18 protein-coding genes and 2 tRNA genes are annotated in these 18,552 nt (G+C 43.1%); 2 read left to right on the forward strand and 18 right to left on the reverse strand.

Annotated elements, in window-relative coordinates; genetic code table 11:
* Positions 1–24: 24 nt before the first annotated feature.
* The 10 genes from DXA60_RS11970 to DXA60_RS12015 form a co-directional block, all read right to left on the reverse strand.
* Positions 25–591: a V-type ATP synthase subunit E gene (locus tag DXA60_RS11970; protein WP_117921510.1), complete on the reverse strand. Its 567-nt coding sequence runs from the start codon at positions 589–591 to the stop codon at positions 25–27.
* A gap of 15 nt (positions 592–606) precedes the next feature.
* Positions 607–915 (reverse strand): V-type ATP synthase subunit F, encoded by a 309-nt coding sequence (locus DXA60_RS11975; RefSeq protein ID WP_117921512.1) that lies wholly within the window; start codon positions 913–915, stop codon positions 607–609.
* A gap of 27 nt (positions 916–942) precedes the next feature.
* Positions 943–1,356 (reverse strand): ATP synthase subunit C, encoded by a 414-nt coding sequence (locus DXA60_RS11980; RefSeq protein WP_117921514.1) that lies wholly within the window; start codon positions 1,354–1,356, stop codon positions 943–945.
* Between the two features lie 13 nt (positions 1,357–1,369).
* Positions 1,370–3,307 carry a V-type ATP synthase subunit I gene (locus DXA60_RS11985; RefSeq protein ID WP_243006867.1) on the reverse strand — a complete coding sequence of 646 codons (1,938 nt, stop codon included), beginning with the start codon at positions 3,305–3,307 and terminating at the stop codon, positions 1,370–1,372.
* A gap of 17 nt (positions 3,308–3,324) precedes the next feature.
* Positions 3,325–4,359, reverse strand: a complete 1,035-nt coding sequence (locus DXA60_RS11990; protein ID WP_117921517.1) for a V0D/AC39 family V-type ATPase subunit — start codon at positions 4,357–4,359, stop codon at positions 3,325–3,327.
* An 83-nt stretch (positions 4,360–4,442) separates the two neighbouring features.
* The gene (locus DXA60_RS11995; RefSeq protein WP_117921519.1) at positions 4,443–4,754 is read right to left on the reverse strand and encodes a hypothetical protein; all 312 of its coding nucleotides are present in this window, start codon (positions 4,752–4,754) and stop codon (positions 4,443–4,445) included.
* A 215-nt stretch (positions 4,755–4,969) separates the two neighbouring features.
* Positions 4,970–5,152: an aminotransferase class-III gene (locus DXA60_RS12000; protein ID WP_117921521.1), complete on the reverse strand. Its 183-nt coding sequence runs from the start codon at positions 5,150–5,152 to the stop codon at positions 4,970–4,972.
* A gap of 221 nt (positions 5,153–5,373) precedes the next feature.
* Entirely contained in the window at positions 5,374–6,138 is a 765-nt protein-coding gene (locus DXA60_RS12005; protein ID WP_117921523.1) for an adaptor protein MecA, read from the reverse strand.
* 94 nt (positions 6,139–6,232) lie between these two features.
* Complete coding sequence (locus DXA60_RS12010; protein WP_117921525.1) at positions 6,233–7,525, reverse strand: glycoside hydrolase family 3 protein; 1,293 nt, start codon at positions 7,523–7,525, stop codon at positions 6,233–6,235.
* A gap of 47 nt (positions 7,526–7,572) precedes the next feature.
* Positions 7,573–8,466 carry a C39 family peptidase gene (locus tag DXA60_RS12015; protein ID WP_117921527.1) on the reverse strand — a complete coding sequence of 298 codons (894 nt, stop codon included), beginning with the start codon at positions 8,464–8,466 and terminating at the stop codon, positions 7,573–7,575.
* 214 nt (positions 8,467–8,680) lie between these two features.
* Here DXA60_RS12015 and DXA60_RS12020 point away from each other — a divergent pair, with 214 nt between their 5' ends.
* Positions 8,681–9,199, forward strand: a complete 519-nt coding sequence (locus DXA60_RS12020; protein WP_117921529.1) for a peptidylprolyl isomerase — start codon at positions 8,681–8,683, stop codon at positions 9,197–9,199.
* A gap of 101 nt (positions 9,200–9,300) precedes the next feature.
* Here DXA60_RS12020 and serS read toward each other — a convergent pair whose 3' ends face one another.
* From serS to DXA60_RS12050, 6 genes are all read right to left on the reverse strand, one after another.
* A complete protein-coding gene (gene serS / locus DXA60_RS12025) occupies positions 9,301–10,590 on the reverse strand; it encodes a serine--tRNA ligase (protein WP_117921531.1) in 1,290 nt (429 codons plus the stop codon).
* Between the two features lie 421 nt (positions 10,591–11,011).
* Positions 11,012–12,193: a glycosyltransferase gene (locus tag DXA60_RS12030; protein ID WP_243006868.1), complete on the reverse strand. Its 1,182-nt coding sequence runs from the start codon at positions 12,191–12,193 to the stop codon at positions 11,012–11,014.
* Between the two features lie 29 nt (positions 12,194–12,222).
* On the reverse strand, positions 12,223–13,476 hold the full coding sequence (locus DXA60_RS12035) for an ABC transporter permease (RefSeq protein WP_117921535.1): 1,254 nt from the start codon (positions 13,474–13,476) through the stop codon (positions 12,223–12,225).
* 14 nt (positions 13,477–13,490) lie between these two features.
* Positions 13,491–15,248, reverse strand: a complete 1,758-nt coding sequence (locus DXA60_RS12040; protein ID WP_117921537.1) for an efflux RND transporter periplasmic adaptor subunit — start codon at positions 15,246–15,248, stop codon at positions 13,491–13,493.
* Positions 15,245–15,934 (reverse strand): ABC transporter ATP-binding protein, encoded by a 690-nt coding sequence (locus DXA60_RS12045; RefSeq protein ID WP_006855684.1) that lies wholly within the window; start codon positions 15,932–15,934, stop codon positions 15,245–15,247. Before DXA60_RS12045 ends, DXA60_RS12040 begins: the two co-directional genes overlap by 4 nt.
* The gene (locus DXA60_RS12050) at positions 15,931–17,430 is read right to left on the reverse strand and encodes an efflux RND transporter periplasmic adaptor subunit (protein WP_117921539.1); all 1,500 of its coding nucleotides are present in this window, start codon (positions 17,428–17,430) and stop codon (positions 15,931–15,933) included. The genes DXA60_RS12045 and DXA60_RS12050 overlap by 4 nt, the downstream gene beginning before the upstream one ends.
* Before the next feature lie 240 nt (positions 17,431–17,670).
* Here DXA60_RS12050 and DXA60_RS12055 point away from each other — a divergent pair.
* Positions 17,671–17,743 (forward strand) — tRNA-Gly (locus DXA60_RS12055).
* A 259-nt stretch (positions 17,744–18,002) separates the two neighbouring features.
* Here DXA60_RS12055 and DXA60_RS12060 read toward each other — a convergent pair.
* Together DXA60_RS12060 and DXA60_RS12065 are read right to left on the reverse strand one after the other, a co-directional pair.
* Positions 18,003–18,085: transfer RNA gene (locus DXA60_RS12060), tRNA-Leu, on the reverse strand.
* Positions 18,086–18,232: 147 nt separating this feature from the next.
* Positions 18,233–18,487, reverse strand: a complete 255-nt coding sequence (locus tag DXA60_RS12065; RefSeq protein ID WP_243006869.1) for a hypothetical protein — start codon at positions 18,485–18,487, stop codon at positions 18,233–18,235.
* Positions 18,488–18,552 lie beyond the last annotated feature (65 nt).

Below are 18,552 nucleotides of genomic sequence, written 5' to 3' on the forward strand. Positions count from 1 at the left end.
GTCTCTGCCCTAAGACAACTCATATCATATCCAGCAGGTTTCCTGTGCGCGTCTCATTCTCTCCGCAAACGATTCATCGATCAGAACGTTCTTTGACGGAATGACAGCCCGTATGCCACCGGAAAATTCATCCTCGGCAATCTCTACCTTACACCCACTCTTTTCCTGCAGCACTGTCTGCCTTTCCCGATCCGAGGGACTGATAAAAATTATCATTTCCTCACCCTGTGCAAATTCTTCTGCCTTCTTAATCTGGGCAAGTAAAAATGTCTCATATCCGTCTGTCTGCCGGTATGATGCGAGCTTCTTTATTACTATTTCAAATAATTCTCTGGTTTTCTGCTCTCTTCGCGCCTGATAATCTTTTTTCCAGGTCATCATCTGCTCCGCAGCCTGACGGTTTACTTCTTTTTTCTGTTTTTCTAAGAAAATACGTCTTGAGCTTTCAAGTGCAGCACGGCATGACTGTTCATGTTCTTCCATCGCCGACTGATAAATATTTTTCTGCTCGCCTAATATCGCCGCACTCTGACTGTTTGCAGCACCGATCGCCGCACCATAAAAAACTTCCAGTTTTTCATTGATCTCCATGCATCCATCCCCCGTTTACAGCTTCAGTCCGATCGCCTGACTAACATAATCCGTAATAAAATTCTTGCTTCTGCCACTTCCGTGCCGGTCCGGGATCTCCACAAACAAAGGCGTTCTCCGGTTTAATTTCAGATCACTCACCAGCTCCGGAAAATCCCTGCCTAACTTTTCTGTCAGCAATACAATGCCTATATCTGCCTGTCCCGTCACAAAGGTAAGTGCCTCTTCTAATTCTTCTCTCTCATGTACGACCACTCCCTCAACACCGGAAAGCCGCATCCCCGTATATGTGTCTATATTGTCGCTGATCAAATACATCCTCATGGAAATCCGCCATCCTTTCCGTCTCTTTTATCCCAGAATGGAAAATGAGATCAAAAGACCATACAGCGCAATAGATTCTGCCAGTGCAACGAAAATGAGTGCTTTACCCATAATACCGGAATCCTCGCTCAATGCTCCGATTGCTGCGGAAGCTGCACTTGCAACTGCAACACCTGCACCGATACAGGAAAGTCCTGTCGACAGTGCTGCTGCCATATATCTCCAGCCCTCCGCTGCAGAAGCTGCCGTATCCGATGCCGCATAAATATGTCCGCTAAAGAGCAGCATGTCTGCCACCACAACCGTTCCAAAAAACAATACCAGATTTACCGCAAGGGACGCTTTAAAACTTTTCTCTTTCTTTTGTCCAAGATAGTATCCCAAAAAAGGGATCACCATACTGAAAATTAAAATTGCCACCAGTGTTATTTTTGCTGCCATATCTTTTCTCCTCCTATTTTCGTTTTCCGGAAAAAGCCACAAATGGTTTTCCTGTTCCCTGATAAAATCTGCTGAACATCTCATAATATTCAAGTCTTAATACCTGAATCCCTACGACAAGTCCTTCCAGTCCTGTCACGACAATATTTCCAAGTACCACAACGATCCAGTTTGGCGAACCGCTCTCATATCCGGCAAGTGTCAGTACTACGCCCATCATTCCCGCATGGCTTAACGCAAATGCGCCAACACGGACAAAGGATATACTGTTTGTTGCATAACTTAATACCACGTCAAACAATTCCACAAGAGATTCGACAAAAAACATTGCCTTGCTCTCTCCTTCCGGAAACAACTTCTTCTTTCGCTCGATCAGATTCGTAAGCGGTTCCTTCAAAAGAATTGCAATGAGCGGCACCCCGATCAGGACACCAAGAATACCAGTCGCCGGAACCGGTCTGCCCATCACGTACAATACAATACAAAGGACTACACAGCCATAACATATCATTCCTGCAATTCCGCTCGGACTGAATAAAATGCGCCCCAGATCCTTTGCACGCACTGCATTGATGATATTTAAAACCATCGCAACCAGGATCAAAAACATTCCAAAGCCGATCGCCAACATAAGCGTTGTCATGATATTATCCATCGGACGCATCCACACAGGTTTTAGTATTCCCTCAAATCCAAACACGCTGCCATACATAAATCCAAATACGGTAGACCAGATGCCTGCTAACGAAAGGATTGCTCCAAGATTCATATGTTTTATCTTATAAAAAACAAACCCTCCGATCAAAAGACATAGTCCCTGCCCGACATCCCCGAACATAATACCGAACATCAGCGTATAAGTAAGGGCAATAAATATCGTCGGATCCATTTCCTGATATGCCGGGAGTCCGTACATTTCCACAAACATTTCAAACGGCTTAAACAATGCCGGATTCTTTAATTTTGTCGGTGGACTGACGGACATATGATCTTCCACATCCTCCTCCATCACATGGATCTTTGGATCTTCCACTGTCTCTTTTTCTAATTTCACGGCATCTTCCGCACTCATCCAGCCATATAAAATATAATATTCTGTCTGTTCTCCCGGTTTTCTTCCCGGTGTTGTACAGACCGCAAATTTACGCACATCAAAATTATTACAGTAATGTTCTAATGCAGCACATGCACCTGCAATTTTCCCGGCATGTTTTTCTAACGTATCATGAAGCTGTTTTTTCAGCTTCTGCTCTTCCTCATCATATGCCTGTTTTTTCTGCAATGCCTCCTGATAAGCACTTTCCGGCGTTCCATCAAAAGAATCCGGTATATAGATACGCTCAAAATGAAATGACAGGCACACTGCATCTACTTCTTTTGCGTAGACTCTCGGCACAAAATAGCCGCCCCACACATATGCCTCATCGCTGTCACATTCATAAAACAGTACATGATCAGTATCATGGATATAACGTTCGAGTTTCTGATAATGTTCTCTTGCGATCCTTCCAAAACGGAATGCGATAAACTGAAATTCCAGAATTTTTTTAAATTCATAATCAAGTCTTCGAAATGGTGAAATCTGATCCATCAGACTCTGATTCTCCATGCGTTCCTTCCGCACTTCTTCCTGACGTTTTACGATCTCGTCGGTCAGACGGTACGCGGCTTCCACTACTTTCTCTGCTTCTGCAGGTTCCATTTTTACCGGCACGGCATAATCTGCTGTCCCACCCGGCTCATCTTTGATATGCTCCCACAATGCCTGTGCTTTTGTACAGGCATCCTTGTAGATATTCGTCTCGGCAAACGGTCTCACATGACCGGATATGCCAAATCCGGATGTGGCATTTTCAAAATGTATCTCATATCTGCTCAGATACTGCTCCATTACACGGTCGATATCATTTTTCGGTCCGGTAATATGAAGCAGTTTCATTTTCTCTACCACTTGCACCCCTCCATCCTTTACATTGCAAAAATAAGATTCCGTATCTCATACGGCGGTATGTGGTAACGGATTCCCTCAAGTGCCGTCGTCAGGCGATCGATCTCATGCTCTTTCTCATACAGATAACGTAGAACCGGTGCCACAGACATTGGATGCTTTTTACATATTTTCTCATATGTCCTTATCATGACCCGCTCCCACGTCAGTTCATCCTCCGGCTCAAGCACTGCCTGTTTTCCACGAAAATATGCAGTCTGCCGGACAAATTCCACAAATTGCTCTGCCGATTCTGTTTCTAAAAGTCTGTTTGTCTCCGCAGGCTTTAAACGGTAGCTTACCGGTATCCGGTGTTTTTTCATATCCGCCTCTCCCATCGAATAAAACCGCTTTGCCCGGTACATCCACATCAGATTCTGCCAGTCGATCTCTGTTCCGAAAATCTGTTCTAAGATCTGCCTCGTTTCTTTGTCGGAAACCTTTGCGATCTCTTTCCATATTTTCTTATAGTAATAAATATCAAGTGCAAATGCATAATCCGCGTAGTTTTGTCCTGTTTCCGTCTCTAATTCCCTTAACAGAGCTTCATATTCCGTTCCAGCCACCGCCTGTATCAGCTCCTGCACACTGCATGCCGCCATCACTGCTCTTAAATCAAAATCTGCATGCCGTTCAAAAAAACCCCCGCTTAAGGTAAGCTCACGTCCGTTTCCTTCCATCGCAGACTGCAGACAGTTTTTAATCACATTGACCTGATAGCGTGAAAATACAAACTGCAATGCACTTCTTGGCTGCACACCGGAAAACCGGTATAACTTGCAGTAATCCATATACAGTGAATCCCTTATCACCGCTTCTGCCTGACCACGGTGTGCCACTTCCCCGTGCCGCTCAAATACCGGTGCATATGCAGGCTGTTCCCGCAAAAAAGCAATAAAATCTGTCACAGATTCATATTCCGAAACTACCGCATAATCATCCGCCTCAAGCAGTCTTGCACGCATTGCTTTGGTCTTTGTCACCAGACCGCTGTACTCTAACAATCCTCCTGCCATTATCTTCCCCCATTTCGCCATGCTATCAGCATTGCTATCAGCATTGCTACCTGCATTTTCTCAAGCTATCACCGCGCATAACATCAGGAGCTTATAATACTTTCAAAAATTTTCTCTGCAAGAGTCTCCTTTTTCTGCAGAAATTCCTCTTCCAACTGTCTCATTTTGGCTTCGTAATGTTCTTTCTGCCCCAAAAGTTTTGTCTTAGACTCCGATAAAAGCTGCTGTTTTATCTCTTCTTCCTGTTTTTGTCTCATGGAAGCATATTGCCTGTCCATCTCTCGTTTATCAAATTCTAACTGTTTTAATATCATTTCTTTTTCCGCAGCTGCATCCGTCAGAATAGACTCTGCCTTCTTTTCGATCTCATCAAGCTTCGTAATGATCTCATTCATGAAAAACCCCTGTAACCTTTCTGTTGTCTATTACGTTCTCCAAAAATTACTGATATATTAATTATATTCGTTTCTTAATCTGATAGCAAGGCATTATTTCGGTTGTTTTTTCAGTCAATATAAATGTCAGATGCTTTTTTATAATACAAAAAAGACCAGTCAATGTATCGCTACACCGGCTGATCTTCTTGTATACAATATTTACTTTTTCTCCGCTATGCTTCTGCAGACCTTTGTATTCTGGCTGTAATATCCCTTACCTCAGCCATAATAGCCGCATACATTTCATGCTCTAATCCCACTGGTGACATATGCGGGCACTCCTGTTTCATTCGATATGCCTGTACTAAAAGTCCCCTCTTCATGTCTTCGAGTTCCAAAAGCTGCTCTCTGCTCATAACGCTTCTCCATCTCCTGCTCTTATTCTATACTGCCTTCTCTGATCTGCCGACATACGGCAAATCCTTCGCCATAAGTATAACTATATGCTGTGCACGCACCTATGACATAATAGCATATCTGGTAAATTTTAGAGCATCAACTTGTTCGGCAATTTCACCAAATTTTGGAGATGGATTTTCCCATTTTGCCTATTTACAAACTATCTTTTATTCATTTGTTACAACGCTATCAGCGTTTGCAGAGCCTCTTTTTTAACAATACAATCTCCGTGTTCACGGATATAGGAAATTTGTCCTATCTCCGAAATTCTGCCCGCATCATACTCGACAGCACCGAATGCAAACGCCCTCATTTCGTCTCTTGGGAACTTCGAAAAATCCATAATCAGATAATATGCACCCTCTAACCGGTAAAGACTGCTCTTTGGAAAAATCTCCTCAAAACATGCCCTTCCCATGCGTGATGCTTCATCTAAATCAAAGAACCGGAGTGCACAGACCATCTGTCTGTTGATCATCTGCTGTTTTTTTGATTTTTTTTCTTCTTTTGATGACTTCTTTTGATTTTCTTTTTCCTGCGTATATTCCTGTTCTTTTGTATCTTTCTTCCGGTCTAAGAACGCATCCAGTACTCCCTGGCGCTCCTCTTTGCTTAAGTTCCGGAACTCCTGCATCTTCTCCGGCGTCATCTGACCGACCAGATCAGAGATTGCCTCCATCAGCTGCTGAAAACTCGTATCTGAATCGCCGCCAAATGTGATCGCCATACTGTGATCTGAAAGAAGTTCTGCTTTTACCATCGGTGAAATGTTCTCCAGACTGATGTTCTCGTGTTCTTCCACGATCTTTAAGACAACACGCATAAATTTCTGTGTTGCTTCTCCATTTCCAATGATCTCATCAATATCAAAACCCATATCCCGGATTTCTTCCTCGGTCAGGGCACATCTGATTTTATTTTCTCCTACGCGCTTTATTTCCATGTCGTATTCCCCATTCGTATATCATAAATCTATTACTATTATCCTATTTTTCCAGTTATTTGTAAAGTCTGAATCACTGGAGAATAACAACTCTTTACTGCATCTGCAGTTTTACTTTTACAATACGCACAACCGATTCGTTGATACGTTCCTCCGTGATCGTTCCATCCTTTACCGCCTGAAGAAGTCCGTTATATGCTGTTTCATAATCAGAAGGTGCTAAGATCATATCAACACCTGCATTGACTGCCATGACTGCTGCCTGGTCTGCCGTATAACTGCCTGTGACTGCCCCCATATTCATGGCATCTGTGATCACGATCCCCTGATATCCAAGCTGTTCCCTCAACACATTGCTTACCATCATCTGGGACAGTGATGCCGGCGTATTATCTCCAACTACCTGCGGAACTGAGATATGTCCGACCATAACAAATGACACACCGTTTTCAACCGCTCTCTGGAATGGCACAAGTTCGGTCTGCATCAGTTCTTCTAATGATTTATCAAGTGTCACTGCTCCGTCATGGGAGTCGCCCGAAGTGCCGCCATGTCCCGGAAAATGTTTTACTACGCCAAAAACTCCCTGACTGCTTAATCCTTCAAGTTCTTTTGTGACCATATCTGCCACCACAGATGCATCCGAGCCAAAAGATCTTGTCCCAATAACTGTATTGTCCGGATTAGTAAGTACGTCTGCTACTGGTGCATAGTCCACATTAAAACCAAGCTGTTTTAAATATGTTCCGATCGATGCTCCCGCATCATATGCTTTCTGCAGATCACCGGTCGCACCGATATCACTCATGTTCCCAACATCTGTAACACCAAACGCTTCATTCTTTGCAACTCTTGCAACTGTTCCGCCTTCTTCATCCACACTTAAAAAGACGGGCAGCCCGGTCCGCTCCATGGCTATATTCTGCATATTGGTAAGCATCTCTGTCGTCTGTTCCGTACTGACAAGATTATCTGCCATATAGATCAGACCTCCGACCGGTCTGTTTTCATATGCCGCTTTTGTTGTATCGCCGGCTGCCGTCACACTCGCATACCCTGTCAGCGCCTCCGGTGTAATAACAAACATCTGTGCGACTTTGTCTTCCAGTGACATGCCTGACACAAGCTGTGCAGCCTGCTCAACTAACGGATCAACTACAGGTTCTGCTGCTTCACTCTGTTCCTGTACGGTCTGTGAATCCTCCATTATCTCCGTACTTTGTGTTTCCGGTATTTTTTCTGCTTTATCATTCTTTGGTAAAAACTTATGTATGGCAGCTGCTGCCCCTGCAAGCAATGCCGCCAAAATCAACACAAACACAGCTACTACAACTACTGCATGTTTAAAATCGTCCTGTCTTTTCTGTCTTCTTTCTTCCTGATTCATACATTCTCCATTTCCATATATTTCTGTTTATATTGTACGCACATTTTTTATGGTGCCACCCATGCCTCATCTATTCCATCCTGTTTCCACTGGTTCTGTTCCTCAGAATAACCATCTACAACCAGATACTGATATTTACTGACCGTTTTTAAAGCATCATAAACATAGCGCAGCGGAATATAATTCCGGTTTCCATCCGGGTCTGCCGGATCTGCAAGAAATACTTCATCTGTCTCTTCTTTGTACAGACAGATATTCACATAATGACCACCTGTCTTTTTCCAGTAAGTATTATCATCATGACTGCTGACTAAAACAATGGCACTTTTTGCTGTTTTGATCTGCTCCCGGAATGCCTCATAAGTCTGTGGTTTTATATAAAGCTCCGCATCAAATCCGCATTTACGCATAACCGTTTTCATATCACCCCAGCCGATCGCCCCAATCTTTTTCGTCGGCGTATATCCGGAAGTCTCCCGTGCATATAGAAACATATCCCATGGCGAACAGGTATGATCCGAAAATGTACTGTATATATTTGCCATACAGCACAGTCCACACCCGAAATTACCAAAATAATTGCCTCTTACATACTGATTACTCCATTCGCCGGACCAGGCCCGTCCCTCTCCCCAGGATTTTGGTCCCTGCAAAAAAGAGTAGACATCCGTCTCATTATAATATCCCCTGTTTGCCGCAGCTACCAGAATGTCTTTATTTTTTTTGATCACAGCATACTCTTCGCCGTCCAGTTTTGTAAAAATACCAGCATACAGTTTCACTGCCGGCACATATTCCGGCTGCGTGGCAGAAACGTCTGCAGCATTTTGATCATTTTCTGATGTAAAATCTCCATCCAGACAGTATGCCCCAGCAATCAGCAGAAACATTCCTGCTAACATCGCATAGAATCTGTACTCCTTTCTTTTCTGACGATTCAAATACCCTTCCTCCCAATTCTGATCTGATTTCTGATATTTTTAAATAGTATCTCCCATTTTCATCTCAAACCCGTCTATATTTATGTTACCTTGTAAAGAATCTTTATTCAAGCAAAGATTTTCTTAAATTATTTACTTTACTACTCCTTTTTTTTCCGCTACAATAGAGCAGTATCATTACAGACACTATTATTTTGAAAAGAGGTACACAATTATGGCAAATCCAGTCGTTACGATTGAAATGGAAAATGGCGATATCATGAAAGCGGAACTTTATCCTGAAATCGCTCCGAATACTGTCAATAACTTTATCAGCCTGATCCAGAAAGGTTATTACAACGGACTGATCTTTCACCGCGTGATCAAAGGATTTATGATCCAGGGCGGATGTCCTGACGGAACCGGTATGGGCGGTCCTGGCTATGATATCAAAGGTGAATTTTCCCAGAATGGTTTCAAAAATGATTTAAAACACACCGAAGGTGTTTTATCCATGGCAAGAGCTATGCACCCGGATTCAGCCGGCAGCCAGTTCTTTATCATGCACAAAACATCTCCGCACTTAGACGGAGCTTATGCTGCTTTCGGTAAAATCACTGAAGGAATGGATATCGTAAATAAAATCGCAGAAACCGCAACCGATTACAGTGACAGGCCATTAGAGACACAGCGTATGAAAACTGTTACTGTTGAGACTTTCGGTGTGGATTATCCGGAACCGGAGAAATGCTGATCCAGACTGCAAACCTGTTATCCTGACAAGACAAAAAATCCACAGCGCACACCATATCGTGTGCACTGTGGATTTTTATTATAAATTGTTTGAACCGTCAATTATTTTACCGGAATAAGTTTCTCTTTTCCACCCATATACGGCTGTAATGCCTTCGGTACATTAACACTGCCGTCTTCATTTAAGTTGTTCTCTAAGAATGCGATCAACATTCTAGGTGGTGCAACAACAGTATTGTTTAAAGTGTGTGCAAAATATTTATTTCCGTCGGAACCTTTCACACGGATCTTTAAACGTCTTGCCTGTGCATCTCCTAAATTAGAACAGCTTCCAACTTCAAAGTATTTCTTCTGTCTTGGAGACCATGCCTCAACATCGCAGGATTTTACTTTTAAGTCTGCAAGGTCGCCGGAGCAGCACTCTAAGGTACGAACCGGAATATCAAGGCTGCGGAATAAGTCTACCGTGTTCTGCCATAATTTATCATACCATGTTTTAGACTCTTCCGGTTTACAGACAACGATCATCTCCTGTTTCTCGAACTGGTGGATACGGTATACTCCACGCTCCTCAATACCATGTGCACCTTTCTCTTTACGGAAACATGGAGAGTAGGAAGTCAGTGTATACGGTAATTTCTCCTCATCGTTGATCGTGTCGATAAATTTACCGATCATGGAATGCTCGGAAGTACCGATCAGATAGAGATCCTCACCCTCGATCTTGTACATCATTGCATCCATCTCATCAAAACTCATAACACCTGTAACAACGTTGCTTCGGATCATAAATGGCGGGATCACATAGGTAAAGCCACGGTCGATCATAAAATCACGCGCATAAGAGATCACTGCTGAATGAAGGCGTGCGATATCGCCCATCAGATAATAAAAACCATTTCCTGCAACTTTTCCTGCAGCATCAAGATCGATACCATTAAAACGCTCCATGATCTCTGTATGATATGGGATCTCGAAATCCGGTACGACCGGCTCGCCGAATTTTTCGATCTCTACATTGCAGCTGTCATCTTTTCCGATCGGTACAGACGGATCAATGATATTCGGGATCGTCATCATGATCTTTGTTACTTTTTCCTGCAGTTCTTTTTCCTGCTCCTCTAACTCTGCAAGACGTGCTGCATTGGCATTTACCTGTGCCTTTACTGCTTCTGCCTCATCTTTTTTACCCTGTCCCATTAACTGTCCGATCTGTTTTGACAGTTTATTTCTGCTTGCACGCAGATCATCTGCTTCCTGCTGTACAGCTCTCGCTTTTGCATCAAGCTCAATCACCTCATCTACTAATGGCAGTTTGTGATCCTGGAACTTATTTTTAATATTCTGTTTTACAACTTCCGGATTCTCTCTTAAAAATTTTAAATCGATCATCTTTCTCCTCTTTCTGCGGAACATGCCGCCCGTTTTTGTAGATTTTCATTTTGCCTGACCTAATATCTGTCTGACATTTTCTTAACGATAACACAAAAAGCCTTCCGCCCTGTGTGCCATCCTGCACATGGGACGAAAGGCTATAAATCACTCTTCCGCGTTGCCACCCATCTTGTCACTGCTTTTTCTTTTTAACACAGATGCTCATTTCCAGTATCTGTTTCTCCTGCTGTGACCTCTCAATTCGTATGCTATGGGATACGACCCCGTGACTTTCATCACTGACTCCGGAAGTGGAAAGGCATCTTTTCTGTACCGGTTTCCAGCACCCACCGGCTCTCTGAAACAGTCTTGCTGCCGCAGCTTCCATCACTGCCAAATTCTTTCGTCATTATACACTCATTATTTCCGTAATGCAAGTCTAATATGCTTCCTGCCTGATTTTTTCTTCCAGTTCGATTGCCCGCATCGCCCAGATATGCTTCCCTGCCGTTTTCTCCACTCCACGCATAACAATATCTCTCATCTGCTGTTCATTTTTCAGCAGATCACTTACTTTTACCGGTAGCTGCTCTAAATGTTTCAGGTCATAATACGAGACACCATCTCCCTCTTTTAGTTCTTCGCAGAGGTAGTGACTGGTATCCGAAACACAGACTGCACCGTTTAAAATCGAATTAAACACCCGGTCATGTGCACCATCTTTAAACCATGGCATCACATTAATTGAAATCTTCGCATGTGCAAGCTGCTCTAAACAGGTCAGGGAATCCGTCTGCGGATGTATTCTTATATTCTGCATCGCAGTACAGTCAAGTTCTTCCCAGCCCTTTCCAACAACATCCACGGTGATCCCTGCTTCTGCCAGCGTCTTTATGACCAGTCCACGCCAGTAATTGCGCACATACAGATCAATGAATATCATCTTATGCATCACAAGTCTGAAATCATCCGGTGCCACCTTCCCCATCTCACGTTCACAGTGACGCAATGCCACCTCCTCGATGGTCTGGTCCGTTTTTTCCAGCAGCTCGTCAATGATTCCGCGGTAAAATGCCGCATACTCATCATTGATCCAGTTGATATGCTGTTCAAAAAAAGACGGAGGCGTGTAATTTCCGGTCATGATCACATCAATATTCCGCTGTTCATACGACACATCAAGTGCTCCATCCAGCCCGGTTCCCGCTAACGGAAGAAATCCGGCACTTTTATATCCGGGATAATATTTTAAAAAATATGCTTCCTGTTTTCTGTCAATACTGATGTGGTGATATCCGGATGGCAGATCATGCAGACGGTTATCATAATAGTACGGATGATCTGCCGCAATATTATAACAGGGAATCTTATATTCATCCCAAATATAACCGTTTCTTTCACTGTATACACCCGCTTCTTTTTCCAGTCCCTGAAAATTGAAAGTGATCATCACTGTCTCGCCGGGTTTTATGAATTTTCTCAGCCTTTTGGCACTTCCCTTTTCATCTTTCAGGTCGTAGAAAAATACTGCATGTCCCATCTTTTCAAACTGCCCCGCCATCTGTTTCGAGAAATACGCAAGCGTTTCCACGCCTCCTTCAAACATCACGATTTTTTTCACACGAATCTCCATTTCCATTATCCAGACGTTTATTCATGGCGCAGCGCATCAATCGGGTTTAGATTCGCCGCCTTATAAGACGGGAAAACCCCGAATACAATTCCGATCACCATAGAAAACAGCACGGAACCGATCGCCGCCGGAATACTGATTGCAACCGGCATCGTCGTCACATAGGAAATGATCTCTGCTAATATGATACCGACAATTACACCAAGCACACCGCCTAAACTTGTAAGCACCGCTGCTTCGGTCAGAAACTGATTCAAAATCTTTGACTTTCTTGCACCGATTGCCTTCTTTAAACCGATCTCCTGCGTACGCTCTGTCACTGATACCAGCATGATATTCATAACACCGATACCACCAACGATCAGGGAAATTCCAGCGATCCAGATCAGCATCGTATTTGTTGAACTGCTGAGTTCCTGTATCTGCTGTGCCTGCTCTAAAAGATCCTTTGCCTTATACTGGATCGTATCATCTTTCGGTGACAGATAATTGTTTAGCAGATCTGCACATGCTTTTCCGGCAGATGTCATATTATCCGTACTGTCCACACGGATCACAACATTCTGTGGCTCGTCATACTGATATATGATCGGCCAGGTCGTATTCGGGATATAAATAGAACCTGCCGTATCCTGCGCATATGTATAATAATCATCAATGGAATTGATGACCGGCTCAAACACCTTTGCCTTGGTTACGATTCCAATTACCGTATAAGGCTCCTTCTGGATCTCGATCGTATTTCCGACCGGATCTTCTCCCTGAAACAGCGCATTTGCGGAATCCGTATCCAAAATAGCGACTTTTTTATACTTTTTAAAGTCCTCATCCGTAAAAGCACGTCCCTCTTTCATAACATAATTGCAGGTATCAAAATAGCTGTTGTCGATTCCGCGCACATATCCACCGGAAAAAGCCGTATTTAAATGATACACTCCGCTATAATCCTGTCTGCTTAAGTATGCAGATGCATTCTCTACATGATCGAGATCTTTGATGTCACTCATGACCTCATCCGTTACAAGCGGCACTCCCTGCGGCACTCCGTTGTAATCCATCTCGTATTCCCACTCGCCCTGATAAAGAGACACTTCCACTGTATTCTCTCCGGAGCCGATCAGGTTTTCTTTGATCTGTTCATTCGTTCCTTTGATCGTTGATACGATCGCAATGATCGCTGCGATACCTATGATAATTCCAAGCATGGTCAGAAAGGAACGCATCTTGTGGGACCAGATTCCCTGAAAAGATAATCTTATATTCTCAAACATCCTGTTCCTCCTGATTAATATTCAACACTTTCATCCTCTGTTACTGCTGCTCCCTCGACTGCTGTCTTTCCATAAGGGAAGGCGATCCTGTCATCCTCTGTCAGTCCTGATTTGATCTCAACTGCAGTACCATATACTGTTTTTCCGGTTACAACATATTGTTTTTTCAGATGATCACTCTCATCTGCGATCATAACATATGATTTTCCATCTTCCTGTCTCACATATGCCTTATCAAGGTAAATACCGCCTGTTTCTGACTGATTTGTCTGAATTGCAAGATCCACATATTCTCCATTTTTCAGTGCAGAACTGTCTTCCATATATGCAGTATACTGATAATAAGAAACATTCGGATTTCCTTCTCCCCAGGAATTGCCACTCACAGGATAATCCGATACGCTCGTTACGGTTGCCTCAAATGTCATTCCTGATTCCCATGAATTTGCGGTAACAACCGTTCCCGGTTTGACTTCATCTAACAAAAGTTCGCTGATCGTACCGCTCACGTACAGTCCGTCATCCCCGGTTACCACAAGAAATGCATTCCCATCATCCTGTTTCTGATCCGGATCTCCCACAGATTTCACAACACCATCAAGTTTTGCATAAACCACACCATCATTGATGCTGTCCTGTAACGTTTCCAGCTCCAGTTTTAACTTGCGAAGCTGTATATCCAGTTTTTTTACTTCTGATTCTTTGTCATTGATTGCCTCTGCAAGTTCTTTTTCGGTATATCCTTCCGGCTCTTCCCAGTCATCTTCATCGTTCCAGTTATCTTCATTCTCAAGTTCATCCAGATAATCCTGAAGACTTTTTCCAACTTCTTCTCCTGAAAAAACATACCAGGACCGGCTTTTATCATAGTCCATAGGCATGGTACTTCCATCGACATCTTTTACATTCGGTGAAATACTGTCATCTGCCACAGGCTCATATTTCTGTACTGTAACTTCTTTTGTGGCACCATTCGACTCAGTACTGTCATCCACCACTTCATCTCCTGTTTCCACACTTTCAAACACCATTTTCCCATCGCTGTCTTTTTTGCAGATAATAAACTTTACATATTTTCCATCCGTATAGGTGCCATCTGATTTTTTCTGCGGCCGCAGCGAATTGTAAAAACTTCCATATGCAAAAACATCTTTATTACAATAATAAATGTAAGGATTCTCTGCTGTTCCATCTGCCGTGTCTTTATTATATGGCTCCGAATCTTCCGTCACATAATTATAAATGCGGTTATCCTTCGCATCCTTTTCCGGCAGTGACTCTATGTAGGCTTTCTTCTGCTCTAATTCCTGCAGCTTTTTATTTATGTACGAGGATGCAGTACTGGCAGTAGAAGGCCGTGTCTTATCCACCGGTTTTGTGTTTTTTAATGACTCTAAAGAATGCTGTGCCTTCGCAAGACTGTTTTCTGTTGTACTGATCTCAAGGTTTTTCCTCTGGATATCGATCTCTGCCTCCGATGTATCATACTGGATCAGCGGATCTCCCTCTTTCACTGTATCGCCTTTTGAAACATAAACCTCCTGCACTTTGTTGGAATCATCTAAATGTACTTCCTGGGAAGAATCATTCGTCACAACACCATAGCTTGTTTCAGAGTTCCCATAATATCCATAGTTTAAACTGGAAACAGACTGTACTTCTGCCACCAGATTCTTCTTCTGATACGACTTATAACCATAAATTCCTCCGGTGACTGCACCAACAGTGACGGCAAGTACGACAATGACTGCGATTACTTTTTTTAATTTCATGATGCATCCTCCTTTTCATCGCCCTCAAAAATCTCCCCGTCAATGATTTTCACCATGCGTTTTGCATTGGATGCGATATGCGGATCATGTGTGATCATAACGATCGTAACACCCTCTTCATTGAGTTTCTGGAACAGTTCCATGATCTGCTCTCCTGACTTGGAATCAAGTGCTCCGGTAGGTTCATCCGCAAGTAAGATCTTTGGATTATTGACCATTGCTCTCGCAATCGCAACCCTCTGTTTTTGTCCACCGGAAAGCTGCGTCGGACGAAAGTCCACCCTGTCACCAAGTCCGACACGTTCCAGTGCTTTGATTGCACGCTCCCTGCGCTCCTTTTTTTTCACGCCGGCATAACTAAGCGGCAGTGATACATTTTCCACCGCAGTCTCTCTCGGCATCAGATGAAAACTCTGAAATACAAACCCGATACTACGCAGTCTTAAATCTGACAGCTGCTTGTCTTTTAACTTTAAGACGTCCTCTCCTGCCAGCTCATAAGTCCCGCTCGTCGGCTTATCCAGACAGCCTATGATATTCATAAGTGTTGTCTTTCCGGAGCCGGATGGTCCCATGATCGCAACATACTCTCCCTCTTCCACGGTAAGACAGACATCTTTTAATACCGGAACGACCAGCTTATCCTGCTGATAATCCTTGTAAATATTCTGCAGATTCAGTATCATTCCCCTACCTCCATATCATTGGAATCATCATAGGAATCATCAGAATCCTCATAGTCAGAATCATCGTAATCAGAGTCATCATATTCCGCATCATCCGCAGAATCGCCATCGTCAGCTCCATCATAACCTGATCCATCTTCCATATCGCCATTTACATAATTCTGCATGCCATTATCGTTCATCATTTCCGTATCGTACATTCCGTTTTCATACAACATTTCGGTTCCGTAATCAAGCATCTCTGTACCATCCTGATTGTACAACGGAGAAGAATAATCGACCTCGCTCACATCTGTCACCGTAGTTACTCCTTCATAGAGTCCTTCCATCGGCCATGTGATATAATCATCAAGTGAAAGACCGGATAAGATCTCATACTCTGCCAGATCCTCATCATATTCACCAAGTTCTACATATCGTTTTTCCAGACGTTTCTTATCATTTGCAGCCCAGACATAAGCACCGCTGTCATCCTGAACAACATAGTTTGAATACAGCCAGATTCCTTCTTTCTGCTGATCGTCCTGACCTTCGTCAAGTTCAATATATACATGCTGTCCTAACAGCAGTCCCTCTGCAGATGGAAGTTCCACATAAAACGGGTACTTTGTTGCAGAGACACTACTGTCTGAAGATGAATCGTCATCACTTTTCTGCACGTTATCTGTATCAATCTTTGAAATCGTTCCATTCCATGTCTGACTTTCATCCACCCTCGAACGTATGATGACCGCCTGTCCATCTGAGATCATCCATACATTCTGCTCATCGATACTTCCTTTTACACGGTATTCACCTGTCTGAAGAATCGTCATAAACGCAGCATTATTACCATTACTGTCTGTACCGTTCTCGTTGATTTCCTTTACCACGCCGGATTTTTTGCTGACAACAGACGATGCATCGATCTGGGCTTCATATTTTGATATTTCAAGGTTCTTGCTCTCAAGATCAAGTTTATTCTCCTCGATGGAATTTTCCTCCGACTGAATATCTGTCGTCAGTGAAAATTTATCGTCCTCATCTGTCGTTTTATTTAATTCATCGGTCAATGTGGCTATCTTTTTTTTGGAACTGTCAATCTCATTCTGGATTCCCTCGAGTTCAAGTTTTGCCTGTTTCACCTGCATCTCAAGTTCGCTGGTATCATAGGTAACAAGTGTCTGACCCTCTTCTACCTCATCCCCTACTTTTACAAGGATTTCTTTGATGGTACGCGATGAATCTACATTTACCTCATAACTGTCCTGCGATTCCACAACACCATTATACCGGTTGGTATTTCCCGTATATGTATTCATGATCTTAGAAACTTTCTCAACATATACCTTGTCATCCGATTTTCCTGACTGTAAAAACGGAATTTTCTCTGAAACTACATCAATTGCCTGTGTTGTCACATCTATAATATTGTCGCGATAATAATAACCGGTTCCTCCTACTGCTCCAATTACTGCAATGGCTACGACCGGAATAATTATTTTTTTCTTTTCCATAGTTCCTCCTTAAATGTACACTGTCTGCATCCTGATTATCAGACATTCCGTATTATAGCATTTTTCCTACTTAATATATAGATGAATATTATTAATTCTTTTTTAAATCACAGATGAACTTTTTCTCTTAAGGATTCAAAAAATATGATTGCTATTTAAAAAAAATTGTTGACAAATTGTTTTTGCCATAGTATGATATCAAATGTGTCTGACAGACAGATACAGAATAATTTCAGATATGCGCGAGTGGCTCAGTTGGTGGAGCACGACCTTGCCAAGGTCGGGGCCGCGGGTTCGAGTCCCGTCTCGCGCTCTCTTTCATCAAAAAGGACATCATTCAGATGTCCTTTTTTTGATAAATCGAGTCCTGCCGGACTCGAACTTTCGAGTTTCTTCGTTTCCGCTCCGGTCCGCGCATAGCGGACATCCACCGGAGGTCCTGCGGCGGGTCGCTCTAGCGACATTATTCCACTCCGCCGCAGTGCGATCCTGCCCGGAGGGCTTTTTGATTCATAGGACGTAATTTCCTATGAATCAAGAAAAAAGTCCAGTAAAACTGGACTTTTTTCTAATGCCGGCAATGGGACTTGAACCCATACGATGTTGCCACCGCCAGATTTTGAGTCTGGTGCGTCTGCCATTCCGCCACGCCGGCTTATTCTTTTTTAATCGCTCGAACAATAAACATCTTATCATATCATGTTACAAATTGCAAGCAATTTTATTTTAACATTTAGGGATTACTTTCCTGATTTCAGCAAAAATCCGAAGGTTCACACTCCCTTCGGATTTTTTACCATCGCTATTCTTCACCAACTCCACTGATCTTTGTCCTCTGCACACTTGTGACACCGTTCTCCACAGTCGTTGTTTCAAGATAAGTAATACCATTGACCACAACCGTCTTTGTTGTTGTAGTAGTTTCGTCAACACTGTCTCCACCGCCACCGGCACTACCAGCAGCCCCAGTTCCGGATGCCTGCCCTGTCTTTCCTTCTCCGCCGGAAGCAGAATATCCATCAGACTGACCTACTTCTGCTTTTGTTTTCTGGATCACTTTTAAGATATCGCCTTTCTCTCCCCGTTTGTATTCTTATTTTTATTTATATCGTATTACATTTT

Origin of the sequence: Roseburia sp. OF03-24, assembly GCF_003463035.1 — a bacterium.
GTDB lineage: Bacteria > Bacillota > Clostridia > Lachnospirales > Lachnospiraceae > Roseburia > Roseburia rectibacter.

Coding starts and splice junctions, on each gene's coding strand:
- DXA60_RS11970 (WP_117921510.1), bottom strand. CDS start 591: ATGGAGATCAATGAAAAACTGGAAGTTTTTTATGGTGCGGCGATCGGT.
- DXA60_RS11975 (WP_117921512.1), bottom strand. CDS start 915: ATGAGGATGTATTTGATCAGCGACAATATAGACACATATACGGGGATG.
- DXA60_RS11980 (WP_117921514.1), bottom strand. CDS start 1,356: ATGGCAGCAAAAATAACACTGGTGGCAATTTTAATTTTCAGTATGGTG.
- DXA60_RS11990 (WP_117921517.1), bottom strand. CDS start 4,359: ATGGCAGGAGGATTGTTAGAGTACAGCGGTCTGGTGACAAAGACCAAA.
- DXA60_RS11995 (WP_117921519.1), bottom strand. CDS start 4,754: ATGAATGAGATCATTACGAAGCTTGATGAGATCGAAAAGAAGGCAGAG.
- DXA60_RS12000 (WP_117921521.1), bottom strand. CDS start 5,152: ATGAGCAGAGAGCAGCTTTTGGAACTCGAAGACATGAAGAGGGGACTT.
- DXA60_RS12005 (WP_117921523.1), bottom strand. CDS start 6,138: ATGGAAATAAAGCGCGTAGGAGAAAATAAAATCAGATGTGCCCTGACC.
- DXA60_RS12010 (WP_117921525.1), bottom strand. CDS start 7,525: ATGAATCAGGAAGAAAGAAGACAGAAAAGACAGGACGATTTTAAACAT.
- DXA60_RS12020 (WP_117921529.1), top strand. CDS start 8,681: ATGGCAAATCCAGTCGTTACGATTGAAATGGAAAATGGCGATATCATG.
- serS (WP_117921531.1), bottom strand. CDS start 10,590: ATGATCGATTTAAAATTTTTAAGAGAGAATCCGGAAGTTGTAAAACAG.
- DXA60_RS12035 (WP_117921535.1), bottom strand. CDS start 13,476: ATGTTTGAGAATATAAGATTATCTTTTCAGGGAATCTGGTCCCACAAG.
- DXA60_RS12040 (WP_117921537.1), bottom strand. CDS start 15,248: ATGAAATTAAAAAAAGTAATCGCAGTCATTGTCGTACTTGCCGTCACT.
- DXA60_RS12045 (WP_006855684.1), bottom strand. CDS start 15,934: ATGATACTGAATCTGCAGAATATTTACAAGGATTATCAGCAGGATAAG.
- DXA60_RS12050 (WP_117921539.1), bottom strand. CDS start 17,430: ATGGAAAAGAAAAAAATAATTATTCCGGTCGTAGCCATTGCAGTAATT.